Genomic DNA, 18,833 nt, shown 5'->3' with positions numbered 1-18,833 from the left:
ATGAACATGCCCGCGATTCTGGACTGGCTTTATATGTTTCCAGCCCGCTCGATCTATCTGGCGGTGCCGCTGGCTCCCCTGATTGGTGGCCTGATAGCAGGTCTGTTCGGCTGGAAGCTCAAGGAAAGCGCCCACTGGGGCCCGATCATCGGCGTGGCAGTGTCCCTGCTGCTGTCCGTATTCGTCCTCTTCGATGTCCTGGCAGGCCATACCTTTTATGGCAATATCTATCAGTGGGGAAATGTCGGCCAGGTGAATGCCTATATTGGCTTTCAGATCGATCAGCTGACCGCGATGATGATGGTGGTGGTGACCTTCGTGTCCCTGTGCGTGCATGTCTATACCATTGGCTACATGCATGATGATCCGGGCTATGCCCGTTTCTTCAGCTATATCGCGCTCTTTACCTTCGCCATGCTGATGCTGGTGATGAGCAATAATTTCCTGCAGCTTTTCTTCGGCTGGGAAGCCGTGGGTCTGGTTTCCTATCTCCTGATCGGATTCTGGTACACCAAGGAAAGTGCAATCTATGCCAACCTGAAGGCCTTCCTGGTCAATCGCGTCGGCGATTTCGGCTTCTTGATCGGCATCGCCACGATCTACACGTATTTCGGCAGCCTGGACTATGCCGAGGTGTTTGCCCAGGTCGCCCAGGTGCCAAATGCCACGATACCGGTCATCCCAGGCGTAGACTGGAGCCTGATGACCTGGATCGCACTGATGCTCTTCATCGGCGCCATGGGCAAGTCCGCCCAGGTGCCCCTGCATGTCTGGCTGCCGGATTCCATGGAAGGCCCGACCCCGATTTCCGCCCTGATCCACGCCGCCACGATGGTGACCGCCGGCATTTTCATGGTGGCGCGGATGTCGCCGATCTACGAGCTTTCGGCAACAGCGCTCAATGTGGTCATGATCATCGGTGCCATCACGGCGCTGAGCATGGCGCTGGTGGGCCTGGTGCAGAACGACATCAAGCGGGTGGTGGCCTATTCCACGCTGTCACAGCTGGGTTACATGACCACCGCCCTGGGCGCCTCGGCCTATGCCGCCAGTGTATTCCATCTGATGACCCATGCCTTTTTCAAGGCCCTGCTCTTCCTGGCCGCGGGTTCCGTGATCCATGCCATGCATCATGAGCAGGACATCCGCAAGATGGGCGGCCTGCGCAAGTACATGCCGATTACCTACATTACAGCCCTGATTGGCTCGCTGGCACTGGCAGGGGTGCCGCCCTTTGCCGGGTTCTTCAGCAAGGATGCCATCATCGAGGCGGTCGGCCTGTCTCATCTGCCGGGCGCCGGCTTTGCGCATCTTGCCCTCCTTGGGGGCGTCTTCCTCACTGCATTCTACTCCTTCCGCATGTTCTTCCTGGTGTTTCATGGTGAAGGACGCATGGACAGGCACACCCGTGAGCATCTGCACGAATCGCCATGGGTAATTACCATACCGCTGGTTCTGCTGGCCATTCCCTCTGTAGTCGCCGGGTTCCTGTTCATCGAGCCGATGCTGTTCGGGGAGTTCATGAAAACGGCTACCTATGTCTCACCAGAACATCCGGCACTGGCGCATATGGCGGAAGAATGGCACGGCGTCATCCAGTTCATCGAGCATGGGTTCATAAACCTGCCGCTCTGGCTGGCGCTCGGGGGCATTGGACTGTCCGCCTTCTTCTATCTGCGTCGACCCGATATTCCGGCATACATTGCCCAGGCCTTTGCCCCGATTTACCGCATGCTGGACAAGAAATACTGGGCAGATGAATTCAACAGCTATGTTTTCGCTGGCGGTGCGCTGGGGACCGGTCGGCTGCTCTGGCGCATCGGGGACATTCGCATCATCGATGGTACATTGGTCAATGGCACGGCGCGTATGGTGGGGCGCGCGGCGATGTTGCTCAGGCAGATGCAGACGGGTTACATCTATCACTACGCATTCGCCATGATCATCGGATTGTTTGCACTGATGACTTATTTCCTGATTGTCCAAGGCTAAAACATGCAAGAATTTCCACTACTGAGTCTGGCAATTTGGCTGCCGGTGATCACCGGTATTCTGATCCTTCTCGCCGGCGAAAAACGTCCTGGTCTGGCGCGCTACACGGCATTGCTGGGGTCCTTGCTCACCTTCATCGTGACCCTGCCGCTGTATACCCGATTCGATCCGGCTGCGGCCGGGATGCAGTTCGTCGAGAAGCGGCCCTGGATAGCGCCATTCAATATCGATTACTTTCTGGGAATCGATGGGATTTCCATGTGGTTCGTGCTGCTGACGAGCTTTGTCACCGTGCTCGTCGTCATCACTTCCTGGACCAATATCAAGAAGAAGGTCTCGCAATATCTGGCGGCCTTCCTCATCATGGAAGGTTTGATGATCGGCGTCTTTGCGGCGCTGGACGCCGTCCTTTTCTACGTCTTCTTCGAGGCCATGCTGATTCCCATGTTCCTGATCATCGGGATCTGGGGCGGGCCGAACCGCGTTTATGCAACGATGAAGTTCTTTCTTTACACCTTCCTGGGTTCCGTGCCCATGCTGGTGGCCCTCCTGTATCTGTATTTCCAGGCTGGTGGCAGCTTCAGCATTCTGGATTTCCATACGGTAACGCTGGGCATGACCGCCCAGATGCTGATCTGGTTCGCCTTTCTGCTGGCCTTTGCCATCAAGATTCCCATGTGGCCGGTGCATACCTGGCTGCCTGATGCGCACGTGGAGGCGCCCACCGCGGGTTCCGTCATTCTGGCGGCCATCATGCTGAAGATTGGCGGGTATGGGTTCCTGCGTTTTTCCATGCCCATCCTGCCGGATGCCACGCGTGAACTGGACTGGTTGATGATCCTGCTGTCATTGATAGCGGTGATCTACATCGGCTTGGTGGCCATGGTCCAGGAGGACATGAAAAAGCTCATCGCCTACTCCTCGATCTCGCACATGGGCTTTGTGACCCTGGGCATGTACCTCTTCAATCAGGCGGGGGTGGAGGGCGCCATCATCCAGATGATCAGTCACGGCTTCATCAGCGCCGCGATGTTCCTCTGCGTTGGCGTGATGTATGACCGGATGCACACGCGCCTGATCAGCAGTTACGGCGGCGTGGCGAATACCATGCCCATATTTGCGGCATTCATGATGCTGTTCAGCATGGCGAATGCAGGCTTGCCAGGTACCTCGGGTTTCGTTGGCGAGTTCATCGTGATCCTGGGATCCTTCGAGGTGAAACCGCTCTTTGCCATCGCCGCTGCGACCAGTCTGATCTGGGGGGCGGCCTATACCCTGTGGATGTACAAGCGGGTGATCTTCGGGCCGGTGGCCAATGAGGAAGTGGCAAAGTTGCAGGACGCCAACGGACGTGAAATTCTGGCGCTCGGTGCACTGGCTGTCTTCACCATTCTGATGGGGGTCTGGCCGGCGCCCTTCCAGGAAGTCATGCATGCATCCGTGGACAACCTGCTCAGCCAGGTAGCCATAAACAAAGTCATTCCATAAAGGAAGGTTTCATGGGTTCCTCGATGTCCAACTGGTTTGTGCTCGCGCCGGAGATCTTCGTCACCACGCTGGCCTGCGGCATTCTGATCTTCGACCTTTTCCTGAAGGAGAGTCAGCGCGGGCTGACCTACTTGCTGACCCAGGCCACCCTGGTTGGCGCGACCTTGCTGGTGCTGCAGCAGGGGGCGGAAACCGCATTGGCCTTCGATGGCATGTTCGTTCTGGATACCTTTGCCAAGGTGGTGAAGATCTTCCTGCTGCTGGCGGTGTTCCTGGCCCTGGCTGCATCTACACGTTATCTGCGTGACCGGGGGCTCTACCGCGGCGAGTATTTCGTCCTGATCCTGTTTGCAATGGTCGGCATGATGATCATGGCATCTGCCGGGAGCCTGCTGACCGTGTACCTGGGCCTGGAGTTGCTGGCGCTTTGCCAGTACGCGCTGGTGGCGATGCGGCGCGATGATCCACAGGCAACCGAAGCCGGGCTGAAATACTTCATCCTTGGGGCACTGTCATCCGGCATGCTGCTGTATGGCATGTCGCTGCTCTATGGTGCGACCGGCAGTCTGTCGCTGCAGGCGATTGCCAACACCGTTGCCGCTTCCGGGGTGCAGGACAAGGTCCTGGTGTTTGCGCTGGTGTTCGTGATGGTGGGCATTGCGTTCAAGCTCGGTGCCGCGCCCTTCCATATGTGGGTGCCGGACGTGTATCAGGGCGCGCCTACCGCGGTCACCCTGTTTATTTCCACGGCACCGAAACTGGCTGCTTTTGCCATGGCGGTACGGCTTGTCATCAGCGGCATGGCGGAAGCCCAGGCGGCTTGGGGCGACATTTTCATGTTCCTGTCCGTCTTGTCGATACTGATCGGCAACGTGGTCGCCATTGCCCAGACCAATCTCAAACGCATGCTGGCCTATTCTGGCATCAGTCATGCCGGGTTCCTGCTGCTGGGCCTGGTCACGGGGGATCTCAATGGGCTTTCCAGCGCGCTGTTTTATACCCTGACCTACATTCTGATGGGAATTGGCAGTTTCGCCATGATCATGCTGCTGGCCAGCAAGGGGTTCGAAGCCGAGGAAATCAGCGACTTCAAGGGCCTGAACCAGCGCCATCCCTGGTATGCCGGCATGATGATGATCCTGATGTTCTCCATGGCGGGAGTACCACCGACTGTGGGTTTCTACGCCAAGCTGGCAGTGCTGCAGTCCGTCATTCAGGCCGGACACCTGTGGCTGGCAGTGTACGCTGTCATTCTCTCGGTGGTTGGGGCCTTTTATTATCTCAGGGTGGTGAAGGTGATGTATTTCGACGCCCCCGAGAACCCCCAGCCCATCCAGGCCGACAATTTTGTGGGGGGCGTGGTCAGCCTCAATAGCCTGATGATCCTGATACTTGGCTTGGCACCTGGCGCGCTGATGACGATCTGCGTTCAGGCGGTGCAGGGTCTGTTCTGATGAACCCGGCATCGGTTTGGGTGCTTCTCGGCCTGGCGTTCATTGCCGCCAATCTGCCCTGGCTCAGTAATCGCATCTTCTTCGTGATGGCGCCGAAGTCCGGGGTTAAAAGCTGGCAGTGGCGCCTGCTGGAATGGTTTTTACTCTACTTCGTGGTTGGTTTCCTTGCCATTGGCATGGAGCGTGCGACCCTGGGCAACGTCCACCCTCAGGGCTGGGAGTTCTATGCGGTAACCTTCTTCCTGTTCGCGGTCTTTGCATTCCCGGGATTCATTTACCGCTACAATCTCAGGGATAGGGCCGGCCGCCCTTGATCTTGAGCGTGCTGGATAGTATCCTTAGCCACGCTTCAGGCGCGTAGCTCAGGGGGAGAGCGCTACCTTGACACGGTAGAGGTCGGCGGTTCGAAACCGCCCGTGCCTACCATTTTCAAAGCATCGCGATATGTGATGCTTTTTTTGTTTCAAGAGGCCTGTATGCCTGTGGTCACGCTGCCAGACGGAAGTATCCGAGAATTTGATCACCCGGTCAGTGCCGGGGAGGTCGTTGCGAGTATCGGCAGATCGCTGGCCAAGGCTACCGTGGCTGCACGCCTTGACGGAAAGCTGGTTGATTTGTCGACGGTCATCGACCGTGATGTGTCCCTTGCCGCGATAACGGCTGGCAGCGAAGACGGCCTCGAAGTCATCCGGCACTCCACGGCGCATCTGATGGCGCAGGCGGTGAAATCGATTTTCCCGCAGGCTCAGGTGACCATTGGGCCGACGGTGGAGAATGGCTTTTATTACGATTTCGCCATCGACCGCCCGTTCACGACCGACGATCTCGAGCGCATCGAGGCAAAGATGCAGGAACTCGCGCGCGCAGACCTGCCGGTCAGCCGGGAAGTCATGCCCCGTGACCAGGCCATCGCCATGTTCGAGGAGATGGGCGAGCGCTACAAGGCGGAAATCATCCGGGATATTCCGGCGGGGGAAAGTATCAGCCTGTACCGGCAGGGCGAGTTTCTGGATCTCTGTCGTGGCCCACACGTGCCGAGCACTGGCCGCCTGAAGGCCTTCAAGCTTACCCAGGTGGCTGGCGCCTATTGGCGGGGTGATTCGCGTAACCCCATGTTGCAACGCATCTATGGCACGGCCTGGGCAAGCAAGGAAGATCTCGATGCCTATCTGCACCGGCTGGAAGAGGCGGAGCGGCGGGATCATCGCCGGCTCGGGCGCCAACTTGATCTCTTCCACATGCAGGAAGAGGCGCCAGGCATGGTATTCTGGCATCCGCATGGTTGGACGATCTGGCAGCAGGTGGAACAGTACATTCGCGTCCGCTTCCAGGAATACGGCTACCAGGAGATCAAGACGCCGACCATCATGGACCGCAGTCTCTGGGAGCGATCCGGGCACTGGGACAATTACCGCGACAACATGTTCACGACCGCCTCCGAGAACCGGGACTATGCGGTCAAACCCATGAACTGCCCGGGTCACGTGCAGATCTTCAATCATGGCCTGCATTCCTACCGTGATCTGCCGCTGCGCCTGGCCGAATTTGGCTCCTGCCATCGCAATGAACCTTCCGGTGCCCTGCACGGTCTGATGCGGGTGCGCGGCTTCGTACAGGATGATGCCCACATCTTCTGTACCGAAGAGCAGGTGCAGACAGAGGTTTCTGCTTTCATTCAGATGCTGCAGGCGGTGTATGCCGACTTTGGCTTCCATGACGTGTTGGTCAAGCTCTCCACCCGTCCCGAAAAGCGCGTCGGTTCCGATGAAAGCTGGGACAAGGCCGAGGCCGCGCTGGCGGCGGCCCTGGAGCAGAACGGACTGGCCTATGAGATGCAACCGGGCGAGGGCGCCTTCTACGGCCCCAAGATCGAGTTTACGCTCAAGGATAGCATCGGGCGACTTTGGCAGTGCGGAACCATCCAGCTGGATTTCAATCTGCCGGTACGGCTCGATGCCGAGTATGTGGCCGAGGACAATACGCGCCGCCCACCCGTCATGCTGCACCGAGCCATTCTTGGCTCCATGGAGCGCTTCATTGGCATCCTGATCGAGCACTATGCCGGCAATCTGCCCGTCTGGCTGGCGCCGGTGCAGGCCGTGGTGCTCAATATCACCGATGCCCAGGGCGAATATGCCCGTAATTGCGCGGAAAATCTGCAGAAAATGGGTTTTAGATGCAATGCCGACTTGAGAAACGAGAAAATCGGCTTTAAAATACGCGGCCATACTTTGCAGCGGGTTCCCTATCTGCTCGTGGTCGGCGCACGCGAGCAGGAGTCAGGCCAGCTTGCGGTGCGCACCCGTGCGGGCCAGGATCTCGGCGTCATGACGCTGGAACAGTTCGCTGCCATGTTGGATCAGCAAGTAAGTACACGATCATCCATAAACCAGGATCCGGAGGGTTAAGCAATCGCCTCGAACAAGTCATCTACGCGCATCAACCGTGAAATCACCGCGCCCAATGTTCGTCTGATCGACGAAAACGGCGAGCAGCAGGGCGTTGTCACGATTGCGGCGGCCCTCGCTGCTGCCGAAGCAGCTAGTCTCGATCTTGTTGAAATCGCCCCGACGGCGACGCCTCCCGTGGTCCGCATCATGGACTACGGGAAATTCAAGTACGAGGAAAGCAAGCGGCAGCACGAGGCCCGGCGCAAGCAGAAGCAGGTCCAGGTCAAGGAGATCAAGTTCCGGCCCGGTACCGATGAAGGTGATTACCAGATCAAGGTGCGGAATTTGATTCGTTTTCTGGAAGAGGGCGACAAGGCAAAGATCACCCTCCGGTTCCGTGGGCGCGAAATGGCCCATCAGGAATTGGGATTGCAGCTTTTGAACCGGGTGGAAGCCGATCTGAAGGACATTGGAACGGTAGAGCAGCGGCCGCGCCTGGAAGGGCGTCAGATGGTGATGGTGATCGCCCCGCGTAAACATTAACAGTTGGAGAGTGAAATGCCTAAATTGAAGACGAACCGGGGCGCGGCAAAACGCTTCAAACGTGTCGGGGGTGGTGGTTTCAAGTTTCGCCCCGCGTTCAAGAATCACATCCTGACGAAGAAGACCACGAAACGGAAACGCCACCTGCGTCATACCGTTATGGCTTCCGGCAGTGATGTGGCATCCCTCAAACGGATGCTGCCGTACCTATAAGTAGCACCGGAATTGGCTTTCCGGGCTTAAGGAGTAAGTGAAATGCCTCGCGTAAAACGTGGAGTTCAGGCGCGCCAGCGCCACAAGCATGTTCTGGAACAGGCCAAGGGCTTCCGTGGCCGCCGCAAGAGCACCTTCCGTGCCGCCAATCAGGCGGTGATGAAGGCTGGCCAGTATCAATACCGCGATCGTCGCGTCCGCAAGCGTGATTTCCGCCGCCTGTGGATTACCCGTATCAATGCCGGTGCCCGCGAGCAGGGTCTGACCTACAGCCGTTTCATCAACGGACTTCAGAGTGCCGGGGTGGAGGTGGACCGCAAGGTCCTCGCTGAACTTGCCGTGGCAAACAAGGACGCGTTTGCTTCCTTGGCCGAGATTGCCAAGCAGCAGCTGGCGAGCTGAAACGGACAGTCCGGCCTGTGCCCAGATGGGCAGCTGGATGAAAGCTGGCCGGGGAGAAAGGATGCCCTTTCTCCCCGTCGTTGTTTCTGGAGAAGGTCATGCAGGATAGTCTGCAACGCATTCGGGATGCCGCGCTGGCAGCAGTTGCTGCCGCTGGTGATCTGGGACGTCTGGATCAGGTGCGGGTTCAATATCTGGGCAAGAAGGGCGAACTGACAGCGATTTTGCAGCAGCTGGGCAAGGTATCCACCGAGGACCGGCCGCGTCTGGGGCAGATGGTCAATGACGCCAAGGACCAGCTGGCCGAGGCGATTCAGGCCCGGCGCGAGCAGCTGGAAAGCGAGGCACTTTCTGCGATGCTCGAGGCTGACCGGATCGATGTGACCCTCCCCGGCCGGGGAAGCGCCTTTGGCAGCCTGCATCCTGTCGGCCTGACCCTTGACCGGATCCAGGGCATTTTCCGCAAAATGGGATTTCAGTTGGAGGACGGTCCCGAAATCGAGGACGACTTCCATAATTTCGAGGCCCTGAACATCCCGGCCGACCATCCCGCGCGTGCGATGCACGACACCTTCTATGTCGATGATCGTCATGTGTTGCGTACGCACACATCGCCGGTTCAGGTCCGGGTTATGGAGAACCAGCAGCCGCCACTGCGCATCATCGCGGCCGGTCGGGTGTATCGCTGCGATTCGGATGTCACGCATACCCCCATGTTCCATCAGGTGGAAGGGCTCTGGGTGGATCAGGAGCTCAGCTTCGCCGACCTGAAAGGTTTGCTGGTAGCTTTTCTACAGCAGTTTTTCGAACAGCCCGATCTGCCGGTGCGCTTCCGGCCTTCGTACTTTCCCTTCACCGAACCCTCGGCGGAGGTGGACATCGGCTGTGTCATCTGCCAGGGGGCGGGCTGCCGGGTCTGCAAGCACACCGGCTGGCTTGAAGTACTTGGCTGCGGCATGGTCCATCCCGGCGTCTTCGCCAAGGTCAATATCGATGCCGAGACCTATCTGGGATTTGCATTTGGTCTGGGGGTGGAGCGGCTGGCCATGCTCTATTACGGGGTGGATGATCTGCGCCTGTTCTTTGAAAACGACCTGCGCTTTCTGCGTCAACTTGGGTCGGGGCTGGAGTGAGCCATGCAGTTTAGCTATCAATGGCTGGAAAACTGGGTACAGACAGGCTGGACGCCGGAAGAGCTTGGTCGCCGTCTGACCATGGCGGGTCTTGAGCTGGAAAGCCTTGAACCGGCTGCGCCGCCATTCACCGGCGTCGTGGTCGGCGAGGTGCTCGAGGTCTGGCCGCATCCGAATGCGGACCGGCTGCGCCTTGCGCGTGTGGCGCTTGGCAATCCCCCGGAAGTGCAGATTGTCTGTGGCGCGGCAAATCTTGCCGTGGGGCAGCGGGTGCCGGTTGCCCTGCCCGGGGCAACTCTCCCGGCTGGGCTGACCATTCGTGCTGCGGAGGTTCGGGGAGTGCCATCTGCTGGCATGTTGTGTTCCGCCCAGGAGCTTGGTCTGGAGGACAGGTCGGACGGGCTGATGATTCTGGACTCTTCGGCCCAGCTGGGTGAGGATCTGCGTGCCTATCTGCAGCTTGATGACGTTCTTCTGACCCTGGGTTTGACCCCCAATCGGGCGGACTGCTTGTCCATTCAGGGGCTTGCCCGCGAGCTTGCCGTACTGTCAGGGGCAGCGTTCAAGCCCTTGAACATCGAAATTCCAGCCCCGCAGGAAGAGCATGACAGGGTGATCCAGGTGGACGCGCCGGCTGCCTGTCCACGTTACTGTGGCCAACTCATCCAGGGCATTCGTCCGGATGCGCGGACGCCTGACTGGTTGCGCGAGGCGCTGCGCCGCTCGGGGCTGCGCAGTATCCACCCGGTTGTGGACGTGCTCAACTACGTCATGCTTGAGCTTGGTCAGCCCTTGCACGCCTTTGATCTGGAGAAATTGCAGGGATCCTTGCAGGTGCGAATGGCCCAGGCGGGCGAGCAAACCAAACTGCTCGATGGCTCTGCGGTCAGCCTCGACCCGGATATGCTGGTCATCGCGGATGATGCCGGGGTTCAGGCGGTGGCGGGCATCATGGGGGGGCAGGGGAGCGCGGTTGGTGCAGACACCCGCTCGGTCTTCATCGAGAGCGCCTATTTCACGCCCGCGGCCCTGGCAGGCCGAGCTCGGCGACTGGGTCTTCATACCGATGCCTCGCATCGCTTCGAACGTGGCGTTGATCCCGAGCTGCCACCGGCGGCGCTCGCGCGGGCAGTATCCCTGATCACCGATATCTGCGGCGGCAGGCCTGGCAGTATGCTGCGTGTCGAGGCGGTGGAATACATTCCGGTGCGGCCGGAGATCCTCCTGCGTCGTGAGCGCCTGAACCGGGTGCTGGGGACCGAAATCGCTGATGAACGGGTAACAGCGATTCTGGCCGGACTGGGCATGGCCCTGGAAGTCGCTGAGGGCGGCTGGCGAGTGCGTCCTCCCAGCGCCCGCTTCGATGTCCGGATCGAGGCGGACCTGATCGAGGAGGTGGCGCGGGTATATGGCTACGATGCCTTGCCGGTGCAGATGCCCAGGGCCGTGCTGCATGTCACGGAGGCCTACGGAAGGACGCAGCGCATCCATGATCTGCGCCGCATGCTGGAAGCGCGTGACTACAATGAGGTGATTACCTACAGCTTTGTCTCGCCGGAGTGGCAGGCGCGCCTCGAACCCTCTCTGGCCCCGGTCCAGGTACTCAACCCGATATCCCAGGACATGTCGGTGATGCGTACCAGCCTGTGGCCTGGGCTGCTGCAGACGCTTGACTACAATCTGAAACGCCAGCAGCAGCGCGTGCGGATCTTCGAGTGGGGGCGGACCTTCGTGAACAGCGCGCAGCCCGTCCGCCTGGCAGGACTCATCATGGGCGCGCGCTTCCCCGAGACCTGGGCCCATGCCCGCCAGTCCGTTGACTTTTACGATCTCAAGGCCGATGTGGAAGCGGTACTGCAGGCTTGTCGCCTGCCTGGCGCGCTGTTCAAGCCGGCCGAGCATCCTGCCCTGAATCCTGCGCAAACCGCTTCCGTCCATGTGAATGGCCATACGCTGGGATTGATGGGTACCCTGCATCCTGCGCTGGCCAGACAGATGGATCTGCCGGGTGCGCCCGTGCTGTTCGAGTTTGATCTGGATATGCTGCTTCAACTCGGCAGCGATCGTCCGGTCTATCAGGGCTGGTCGAAGTTTCCTTCATTGCGTCGCGATCTGGCCTTGCTGCTTCCCAGAGATGTGCTAGCTTCTGACATCATGGCTGCCATCCTGGCGGCAGATCCGGTTTTGATCCGGGACGTGCAGGTATTTGATCGCTATGAAGGACCCGGAGTGCCGGCCGGACAGCAGAGTCTGGCATTCAGCCTGCTGTTGCAGAGCAACGAAAAGACCCTCGATGACGAGATGGTCAATGAGGTAATCAAGCGGGTGCTTACAGCGGTAGGAAGGATTTGCCCCGTGAGCTTACGTTAGTGGAGAAGTCGTAATGGCTGTAACCAAAGCTGATCTATCAGACATGCTGTTTGAAAAGGTAGGATTCAACAAGCGCGAGGCGAAAGAGATCGTCGAGAGCTTTTTCGATGAGGTGCGTGGCGCCCTCGCCACGGGAGAGGAGGTCAAGCTGTCCGGCTTTGGCAACTTTTCCCTTCGGGAGAAAAACCCGAGACCCGGGCGCAATCCCAAGACCGGCGTGGAAATCACCATTACCGCCCGCCGAGTTGTAAGCTTCCGAGCGAGCAACAAGCTAAAGGCGCGTGTCAATGGAGATTCCGGAGAGGAATAAGGCCGCCCTGCCGCCGATACCTGCCAAACTCTACTTCAGCATTGGCGAGGCGGCGGATCTGTGCGGCGTCAAGGCGCATGTACTTCGTTACTGGGAACAGGAATTCCCGGTGCTTTCACCCGTGAAGCGCCGCGGCAACCGGCGTTATTACAGGGAAGCCGATATTCTTCTTGCCCGCCAGATCCGGGACTTGTTGTACAATCAGGGATTTACGATCCAGGGCGCCCGTGATCGTCTGCAGGCAGACTCCCTCTCCCAGGGGACGCAATCCGCGCGGATGCCGGACCTGGCGGCCGTTCGCCGTCAGTTGCAGGAAATCCTGGACCTGTGCCGCTCATGAATGCCAGCAGTCACGCGGGTTCCCTTGACCTTGCCTGGGGCCTATGATTAAATGCTTCGCTCTCGGCGGGGCGTAGCGCAGCCTGGTAGCGCACCTGAATGGGGTTCAGGTGGTCGGAGGTTCAAATCCTCTCGCCCCGACCAATTAAATCAAGTAGTTAGAAGGGCCGGCCTAGCCGGCCTTTTGCTTTTCCGGTCTCCACGTTTACCACCACGTTTACCATTGGCAGCCGCTAGGCGGTCCCGCAGTGCTCAGGTCGCCCGCCCGGCATCCGCCCGAATTTTTAATTTCGCGGGTGTAGAAATCTGGTGAGGCGCGCGGTCATGCCGGCATGAAGTCCTAGAGATTTGATCCCCCCCTCCCCAGGGCTGTCCATGCTCAGGGTGCCCAGGCCGCCAGCTCAATGTCCGCCTGCATCGATGCCGCCTGGTGGTGGAGCATATGCACTGGCCGGAAAACTGGCGCAATCCGCGCCCTCAGTGCCCCGTGGTGACGTCTATCCCGTCCAGGGTCCCCTTGCTGGCCAGGCTCGCCGCTGCCGTGCAACTTGAAAACAATCAAACGGGAAACCCGGAATTTAGCCGTAAACCACGGCCTTCCGCGCCCGTGGTGGCTGGGTGCCTGTCAGGGTCCCCGACCTCAACAACAACAACCCCCTAGCGCCCGGAAAAGTCCCGCTCACCACGGCATGGCCGCCCCGTGGTGCTGGCCATGGGGCAGGGTCCCCCCGCTGGCTTCCGCCTGCTCTCAGGTCTATCTGCCGGGTGGGTATGACGTCGAAGTCAGGAATCAGGCGGGATGCCGGCTGCTAGGCTGAACAGGTGGATGGGGATGCCGACCGGAACCGGAAGCGGCTTTGTGCTGGCCTGGTGAATAGTGGAAGCTCGGGCTGTCGCCATCCGTGTACCCCCAGGCCGCCAAGGGGACCCCCGCGCATTCCGGAATAAACTAAAAGGTCCGGCTGGATGGTATGGCGCTAGGGCTTGTGCGTGCTGCTCTCACCCGTGTAGTGGGCAAGGATGCCAAGGACCCCCGGCCACGCCGCTGTTAGCTTTTGTTAGTGTTGTGCCGAAGGTTAGGGCAGCATTTCAGGCGTGCGGGTGCCGGTATAGGCCGGGCTTTTTTCGTCGTTGCCGGTGTTAACCCAGGTGTTAACCATGTGCTTGAATGAAACAGGGCAGCCTAAGCCGCCCCGTTTTGGTGTGTGCCAATGTCAACTTTTATCAACAGGCAGCCCGCCCGCCAGGCTTTCAGGCAGGCTGCAAAGTCAGGTTTTGTCAGGTTCTCCGTGCTGCCCGCGTGAATCACTCAGTGCTTGGCGTTTAGCTGTTACATCCGCTGTTACGCGGCTCCCTCGCGCACGCGCGCGCGTATTGCTCCAGTTATTCATAAGCCGCCCATTCTCGCCAGGGCCAGCAGGCGCATTATCCATAGCCAGCAGATCGCCTTCATGGCGCCTCCCAGGTAGAACAGATGCGCCGTGCATGTGGATACAGGGCCGGCTGGATAGGGTGGCCTGCCGGATAGCGTTCTGATGGTGGCGTGGTGCGTTGATCCTCCTGCATGGCACAAGCGCCGATGCCGCCCCGCTCGCCGGCCTGGTAGTGCTGGCAGGTGGCGCAGGTGACAAACGCGGGTGCCGGTGGCGTGGTCGATGCCTCATCCTCGCTGACCGGGTGCATGGTCGATGCCGGGAACGTCCGCTTGAGCGCCAGCCAATCCCGTGCAGCCTGCCCGTTGCCCGGTGGGATCAGTCGCAGTTCTTCCATGGTGAAGCGCGGGTAGTCCGCCCATTCATCAGGGATGCGGGCCTTGGTACTCGCCCAGACCATGTAACCGTCATCCACCTTCACCAGCAGCGCCAGGCCGCTGGATTCGATGGCAGACAGGCGCATGGCTGCCGCGTCTTCGGGTGTCGTTACAGGTACGGGTGCGGGTACGGGTACGGGTACGGGGTCCGTGCTATTCCCGCTATTTTCGCTATTCGGGTGCTCAGGAATAGCAGGAATAGCAAGAATAGCGGCAGGGATGCTGTCCAGGTCCGGATCGAATTGCGGGAACAGGCTCATGGCCGGACCTCCCAGGCGTGCTTGTAGGACTTGCCATCGATGACGCAGCCATCGGGTAGGGTCCGCGCCAGGCCGTGGTCAGCCAAAAGATTCAGGATCCGCAGAGCGGTTTTACTGTCGCGGATGGCATTGGGGCCGAACTGATACAGCTCTGTTGCCCCGAAGCGTCCGCCCCGCGCCTGTCCCCAGGCCAGTACCTTTTCCGCCAAGACTATATCCGGATCATCTGCCCGTCCCTGATGCAGCCGCAGGGCCTCATTGACGTAGAACTGGATCAGCTTGATACCCGCATGCATGGCGGATTTGCTGATCACGCCGGTATCCAGGTTCTCTGTCATGGCCAGGATGCCGGCCAGCCGGGCCGCCTGCTCGGCTGCCTTGGCCGCATGGGCCTTGATCGGCTCCAGGGCCGCGCCCGGTGCGCTCAGTCGCTCCATGTGGTCATGGAAGCGAATCCATGCCGCCATGGCATCAGGCGCCAGGACAATCTCGCGTTGTTTCAGGCCACGGCGCAGGTCTTGGGGATCTTCCCAGGGCAAAGGCGTTTCCAGGATCTGCATCATGTGCGCGAAGTAGCGCAGCATCACGGGATCCTGGTTCAGATCGATGGCGCGATATAGGCGGGTGCCGATGGTGGAAGCTGGATAGGCTGCCAGGATACGGGCATTGAAACCCTGTCCCCCCAGGATGGCATTGCCAAACAGCAGATCCAGCAGGACCGGCTGGAACATCAGATGCAGCGACACGCGCCGGCCATACAGGACAAAGCTGCCATCTCCGCTTCGGGTGCGCCGTATCGGATTGCCCTGCCATAGATCAGAAAGCCCGGTAGCGGTCTTGACGAGGTTGTCGGCATTCATGGCGTGCCCGCCCAGGAACTGGCCGCCCTCATCCGAGAACAGTCCCATCGATGGCCAGCCATCCGCCAGCGACTTCACCAGCCCTTCATAGGTCGGCTCTTGGGCAATCATCATCGGATCAATCGGCGCCAGGGGCTCCGGACCAAGGGCCTTGATTGCTTGGGCCTTGGCTTCGCGGGTCTTGTTCTTGCTGGCTGACAAGGCTTCCTCACGGGCCTTTTTCCAGGCCGCATGCTCCGCGTCATAGTCTGCCCGCTCAAGTCCGAGCTCGTCTTTCAGGTCCTTTTCGCGCTTTCGGTGTGGCGCCAGCGCCGCATTATCACAGGCGGTCTTGCGCTCGCCGGACTCGGCAATGGTGCCCAGGAACAGGGAAAGGGGAAATCGCCGGCCATCGATGCTTACATTGGCGTGCCCCTGTACCGCCAGCACGGCGCCGCCCAGGATGGACTGGCCAATCAGGGCAAGCGGGGCCTGGATGCTCTCATGCATTCGCGTGGCCGCGCCCTTGAGCACGCCGGGCAGCACGTCCAGGGGATAAGGGTCGCCCTCGGGCATCTCTCGGCGCAGGGGCAGGGCCTCCGGCCAGTCCTCGCCATTGGTCGGTTCCTCGTTGGGTGCCAAGCGTGCCCGGATCTCGTCATAGCTCATGCTGCTGACACTCATGCCCCGACCTCCATGTTCAGCACGTCCGCCCAATCGCAGCTCTTCGGCATGGCTCCCTTGAGGGCCACCATGCGCTCCAGGTGGGCCTTGGATGGCATCAGGATATGGACGCTTCGCCCCTCTGCCCGCAGCCGCTCCCGGAGCGTTCTCGCGGCTTTCTCGCCGGTTGCACTTCGGTCCAGGTCGGCGCCGATGATGATTTCTCGGGCTTGGGGTGGCAGGATCACGGATGCCAGTCCCGGCGCCGACACGCAGGCCCAGGCCGGCCGGCCGGTGAGCATGTGCAGGGCCAGCGCGGTTTCGATGCCCTCGGCCACGATCAGCCGGTCATCCTGAACAGGATGCAGGCGAATAGCCGCGCCCGTGGTGGCGCCCTCGGCAATGGCTGGCATCAGCTTCTTGGGCTCGGGTACTGGTGCCTTGGCGCCGTCGGCAGTCAGATAGGTGCGGTGAATGCTCACCAGCCGCCCGTCCGGGCCCTGGACCGCTGCCAGCATGGCCGGGTGAAAGGTCTTGCTGTCGTCGGCATGGCGGTAACTCAGGGCCGGTGCATGGCGCAGCATGCGGGGAAAGCTGGCGAGCCTCAGGCCGCGTGCGTGCAGGTAACAGGCTGCCGGGTCACTGGCCTCGATGGGCCGGGCCGCCTGCATCATCCGCTGGTAGCGCCCGCGTCTGCTCTCCGGGGATTCGGCAGGCTTAGGCCTGGTCTCAATGCGCGGTGCCGGTGTCCGTGCTACTGGCGTGCCGCTCAGGTCCTTCAGGGCATCGGCAAAGCCCAGACCATGCTTGTGCATGTGGAAGGCAATCAGATCCCCGCCCTTGGCGTTGCAGGCAAAGCAATCATAGGCGCCGCTGCCCAGGTGAACCCGGAAGCTGCCGGCACGATTGTCGGCATGGAAGGGGCAGAGCCCGGCATCGTTCCAACCTTCCCCCCGCCAGCGCGAAACAGGGGCTTCGATCAGTTCGCCAGCGTAGTAGGTGCGCGGATCGATCCGGCTTTTGACGGTGGCTGCATCAATGCGGGAATTGTTATGATTCGTGCTTGCATAAAGTTTTGAAAGGGCTGCCGGGTGGTAGCTGCTGAGGGCCGGTCTGGCGGGACCGGCCTTTTTTGTTGTCTGCATCATCTGACCTCCTGCTGGCGTTCAGCAATGAAGGTATCAATGACGTCTTCGGGCCAGCCGGTGCATTGGCTGGAGATACGGACCGGTGCTGGCAGCTTGCCGGCATTGACCATCCGGTATAGCGTCGTTTTGGAAATGCCCAGGCGCTCAGCAACTACATTGGGCCGGATCAATCGCTTGGGCTGATACTGTGATGATGCTTGCATGTTGCACCTCGTAGGTTTGGATTGGCTACGGGTGCAACAATGCGGGGATGCGTTATCCCATTGGACGAATTCGGTAATGCGAATTCCGAATTCGCTGGTGAAGTTTTATTTCATGCGGCTTTCAAGCGCATCATCTATTTCACGAAGTACTTTCGCAATGGTTCCATCATCAATAGGAGCGCCCAGGGCTTCGGTCATTTCCTTGATGCGTTGTGCGGCTCCCCTCGCGTTGTAGTCGATTTTACTATGCTGGAAGACAGCTGCAATGATGGTCAGCAACGTTCGCCGCCCCTTTGTTTCAGCAGATTTGCTCCTGTTAATGGAGCTTCCGGATACGCTGTTTTCTAGTTCTCTGAGGGCCTCTGTCCGGACAACCAACACGCTATCAATCGGCAAGCTACCCGCCGGGTAACAGTACGATTTTCTTTCTCCTGGATCGTATCTTTCCTGAAGCTGCCATATCTGGCCGTCATTCCTGGTGACGAAAGCGCCATCTAGGCCTTGAAGTGTTACGGCAGGACCGCCTGTAAGCTGCTGGTATTGATGTTCGATGTCCAAGGACTCATTGCCAATCATCGGCAGGTTCCAAATACCATTTATAGTGACTGGGTGGTCCTCGTCTATGTTTATGACACCTTCCGGGAGAGCATCCCCGAAAATTAGCTTTAAGGACTCTGCACACATTTGGCTTTCTATGTTGCTCAATAGGACACGAACCGGAATGCCCATAATGATCTCTTGCTCTTCCTCACTGGATACGAAGGGTGGCTTCAAGGTCATCTTCTTTGCTGAAGACAGAGGTACGACCTTGCCCGGCTTTGCCTCTGCATGATTAACAAAATAGACTGAGAGCTGAAGCCGGTGATCCAAGGCCATGCGCAGCACATCAGCTTCGGTGACATCCTCTTCAAATAATGCAGACATGTACTTGGCAGCTTCAGGAACTGTCAGCCACGACTTGAGCTTCAACAACTTGTTCATCAGCGCCCCTTTGCGCGCCCTCCAAATAGATTGCCAAACCAGGCAGGGAAGGGTGTCCCGCTCTTCGCCCCGTCGGGCTAGGCTTGGCAAAACTCGGTCAGGCGACTTCCGCCGCTTCGTCCAGTTCGACGGGTAGAAAGCCATCCCGCTTGGCATCCAGGATGACGATTTCGCCCACGCCGTTCTCTGTCATGCCGACATTGACGTTCCAGTTCAGGGATAGATCCTTGATGATCTTGTCCTTGCTGAACTCGATTACCAGAATGTCATCTTCCGCGTTGTAGTTGATCTTCAC

General features: G+C 59.5%; 18 protein-coding genes and 2 tRNA genes. 14 read left to right on the top strand and 6 right to left on the bottom strand.

Annotated features, from left to right (window positions below; genetic code table 11):
* The 14 genes from nuoL (at position 1) to WOB96_RS11060 (ending at position 12,778) form a co-directional block, all read left to right on the top strand.
* Complete coding sequence (gene nuoL, locus WOB96_RS11125) at positions 1-1,992, top strand: NADH-quinone oxidoreductase subunit L (protein WP_341371367.1); 1,992 nt, start codon at positions 1-3, stop codon at positions 1,990-1,992.
* Between the two features lie 3 nt (positions 1,993-1,995).
* On the top strand, positions 1,996-3,480 hold the full coding sequence (locus WOB96_RS11120) for an NADH-quinone oxidoreductase subunit M (protein WP_341371366.1): 1,485 nt from the start codon (positions 1,996-1,998) through the stop codon (positions 3,478-3,480).
* An 11-nt stretch (positions 3,481-3,491) separates the two neighbouring features.
* Entirely contained in the window at positions 3,492-4,934 is a 1,443-nt protein-coding gene (gene nuoN, locus WOB96_RS11115; RefSeq protein ID WP_341371365.1) for an NADH-quinone oxidoreductase subunit NuoN, read from the top strand.
* Complete coding sequence (locus WOB96_RS11110) at positions 4,934-5,248, top strand: DUF2818 family protein (protein WP_341371364.1); 315 nt, start codon at positions 4,934-4,936, stop codon at positions 5,246-5,248. Before nuoN ends, WOB96_RS11110 begins: the two co-directional genes overlap by 1 nt.
* 37 nt (positions 5,249-5,285) lie before the next feature.
* Positions 5,286-5,360, top strand: a tRNA-Val gene (locus tag WOB96_RS11105).
* Between the two features lie 50 nt (positions 5,361-5,410).
* Entirely contained in the window at positions 5,411-7,342 is a 1,932-nt protein-coding gene (thrS, locus tag WOB96_RS11100) for a threonine--tRNA ligase (RefSeq protein ID WP_341371363.1), read from the top strand.
* A gap of 3 nt (positions 7,343-7,345) precedes the next feature.
* On the top strand, positions 7,346-7,867 hold the full coding sequence (gene infC, locus WOB96_RS11095) for a translation initiation factor IF-3 (protein ID WP_341371465.1): 522 nt from the start codon (positions 7,346-7,348) through the stop codon (positions 7,865-7,867).
* Between the two features lie 15 nt (positions 7,868-7,882).
* Positions 7,883-8,080, top strand: coding sequence for a 50S ribosomal protein L35 (rpmI, locus tag WOB96_RS11090; protein ID WP_341371362.1), 198 nt, complete (start codon positions 7,883-7,885; stop codon positions 8,078-8,080).
* A gap of 42 nt (positions 8,081-8,122) precedes the next feature.
* The gene (rplT, locus tag WOB96_RS11085) at positions 8,123-8,482 is read left to right on the top strand and encodes a 50S ribosomal protein L20 (RefSeq protein ID WP_341371361.1); all 360 of its coding nucleotides are present in this window, start codon (positions 8,123-8,125) and stop codon (positions 8,480-8,482) included.
* 98 nt (positions 8,483-8,580) lie between these two features.
* On the top strand, positions 8,581-9,615 hold the full coding sequence (gene pheS, locus WOB96_RS11080) for a phenylalanine--tRNA ligase subunit alpha (RefSeq protein ID WP_341371360.1): 1,035 nt from the start codon (positions 8,581-8,583) through the stop codon (positions 9,613-9,615).
* Between the two features lie 3 nt (positions 9,616-9,618).
* A complete protein-coding gene (pheT, locus tag WOB96_RS11075; protein WP_341371359.1) occupies positions 9,619-11,985 on the top strand; it encodes a phenylalanine--tRNA ligase subunit beta in 2,367 nt (788 codons plus the stop codon).
* Between the two features lie 13 nt (positions 11,986-11,998).
* The gene (locus WOB96_RS11070) at positions 11,999-12,295 is read left to right on the top strand and encodes an integration host factor subunit alpha (RefSeq protein ID WP_341371358.1); all 297 of its coding nucleotides are present in this window, start codon (positions 11,999-12,001) and stop codon (positions 12,293-12,295) included.
* Positions 12,273-12,635 (top strand): MerR family transcriptional regulator, encoded by a 363-nt coding sequence (locus WOB96_RS11065; RefSeq protein WP_341371357.1) that lies wholly within the window; start codon positions 12,273-12,275, stop codon positions 12,633-12,635. Before WOB96_RS11070 ends, WOB96_RS11065 begins: the two co-directional genes overlap by 23 nt.
* Positions 12,636-12,701: 66 nt before the next feature.
* Positions 12,702-12,778 (top strand) — tRNA-Pro (locus tag WOB96_RS11060).
* A 1,305-nt stretch (positions 12,779-14,083) separates the two neighbouring features.
* On the opposite strand, the gene WOB96_RS11055 is transcribed toward WOB96_RS11060, so the two are convergent.
* The 6 genes from WOB96_RS11055 to WOB96_RS11030 form a co-directional block, all read right to left on the bottom strand.
* Entirely contained in the window at positions 14,084-14,704 is a 621-nt protein-coding gene (locus tag WOB96_RS11055; protein ID WP_341371356.1) for a hypothetical protein, read from the bottom strand.
* Positions 14,701-16,227, bottom strand: coding sequence for a YfjI family protein (locus tag WOB96_RS11050; RefSeq protein WP_341371355.1), 1,527 nt, complete (start codon positions 16,225-16,227; stop codon positions 14,701-14,703). Before WOB96_RS11050 ends, WOB96_RS11055 begins: the two co-directional genes overlap by 4 nt.
* Positions 16,224-17,354 (bottom strand): DUF7146 domain-containing protein, encoded by a 1,131-nt coding sequence (locus tag WOB96_RS11045; protein WP_341371354.1) that lies wholly within the window; start codon positions 17,352-17,354, stop codon positions 16,224-16,226. The genes WOB96_RS11050 and WOB96_RS11045 overlap by 4 nt, the downstream gene beginning before the upstream one ends.
* Complete coding sequence (locus WOB96_RS11040) at positions 17,351-17,557, bottom strand: helix-turn-helix transcriptional regulator (protein WP_341371353.1); 207 nt, start codon at positions 17,555-17,557, stop codon at positions 17,351-17,353. The genes WOB96_RS11045 and WOB96_RS11040 overlap by 4 nt, the downstream gene beginning before the upstream one ends.
* A 105-nt stretch (positions 17,558-17,662) precedes the next feature.
* Complete coding sequence (locus tag WOB96_RS11035; protein WP_341371352.1) at positions 17,663-18,538, bottom strand: hypothetical protein; 876 nt, start codon at positions 18,536-18,538, stop codon at positions 17,663-17,665.
* Positions 18,539-18,635: 97 nt separating this feature from the next.
* On the bottom strand, positions 18,636-18,833 hold a 198-nt coding region (locus WOB96_RS11030; protein WP_341371351.1), incomplete at its 5' end, for a DUF2283 domain-containing protein.

It is taken from the genome of Thermithiobacillus plumbiphilus (assembly GCF_038070005.1).
Classification (GTDB): Bacteria; Pseudomonadota; Gammaproteobacteria; order Acidithiobacillales; family Thermithiobacillaceae; genus JBBPCO01.
This window is presented reverse-complemented; position numbering and strand designations above follow the sequence as displayed.